The sequence below is a fragment of the Massilia sp. DWR3-1-1 genome, from assembly GCF_049898325.1.
Lineage (GTDB): Bacteria > Pseudomonadota > Gammaproteobacteria > Burkholderiales > Burkholderiaceae_D > JAFCUW01.
Map to the genome: position 1 here is coordinate 1 of NZ_JAFCXL010000073.1, position 1,045 is coordinate 1,045.

Sequence of the window (1,045 nt, forward strand, 5' to 3'; positions counted from 1 at the left end):
CAATCCACCGAACTTAAGCGGACGGCCCATTTTTTCTCCGTCGACATCATTTAATTCTTGACAGGAGTGCCGCTTCGCGCGGCCGCCGCCCTGATTGCGAGGGGTGTTCGCGAGCAGGGCGGCGGCCAATGAAGATCTTTTTGATCTTCATTGGCCTCCATGTCGTTACCGTCGTTGTTCACTGCGTTTTCCCAGTTCATGCATTCCCCGCAGTTCCGCGACCTGGCTTGCCACGCGGACGCCGGCAATGCCTTCGTGCGCAGACGTAAGCTGCCCTTGCCCGCGTTGGTCGCCGTCATGCTCAGCGGCATGCGTAAAAGTGTGCAGACCGAACTCGATGAATTCTTCGCCCATCTCAAGGAGCAGGCCCAACTCGTGCACCATGTCTCTGAGCAAGCCTTTGCCAAGGCTCGCGCCAAGCTCTCCACCACCGCCATCCCGGCGCTCAACGACTGGCTTGTCGCGCGCGCCGACGCCGACGGCGTCGTGCCGCGCTGGCGCGGCCGGCGCCTTGTTGCCGCCGACGCCTCGACCTTGCGTTTTGGGCGCCGCGCCAGCCACGTCGCGCGCGCGGCCAGTGCCGACCAAATCGCTTTTGGCCTTTACCTGCCAGGTGCCGAGATGATGCTGGCCGCCTCACTGCACAGCATCCACGAAGGCGAGCGCCAAATGCTGTTCCAACACCTCGACCGCCTCTCTGGCGGCGACCTGCTGTTGATGGACCGCGGCTATCCATCGCGCTGGTTGGTCGCCGCGCTCAACGCGCGCGGTGTCGGCTTCTGCATGCGCGTCGAGAAGGCCGGTAACGCCGGTTTCGCGTGCGTGCGCGACTTCATGCGCTCGGACGACGACGAGCGGATCGTCACGCTGGCCGCCCCCGATCGGCGCGACGCCATCGACTACGAGTGCCCGGCGACGGCACAAATGGTGCGCCTGGTGCGTCACATCGCCAGCACCGGCAAGGTGCGCGTACTGATGACCAATCTACTCGACCCGGCGGCGTTTCCGGCCCACGAGTTTGGCGACCTGTACCACCAACGCTGGC

At 64.5% G+C, this 1,045-nt stretch carries 1 protein-coding gene; it reads left to right on the forward strand.

The annotated features are described in order from the left end of the window. Nucleotides 1-198: 198 nt before the first annotated feature. Nucleotides 199-1,045, forward strand: an 847-nt coding sequence (locus tag ACP7EY_RS23965; RefSeq protein WP_426197758.1) for an IS4 family transposase, incomplete at its 3' end; no start/stop codon positions are given.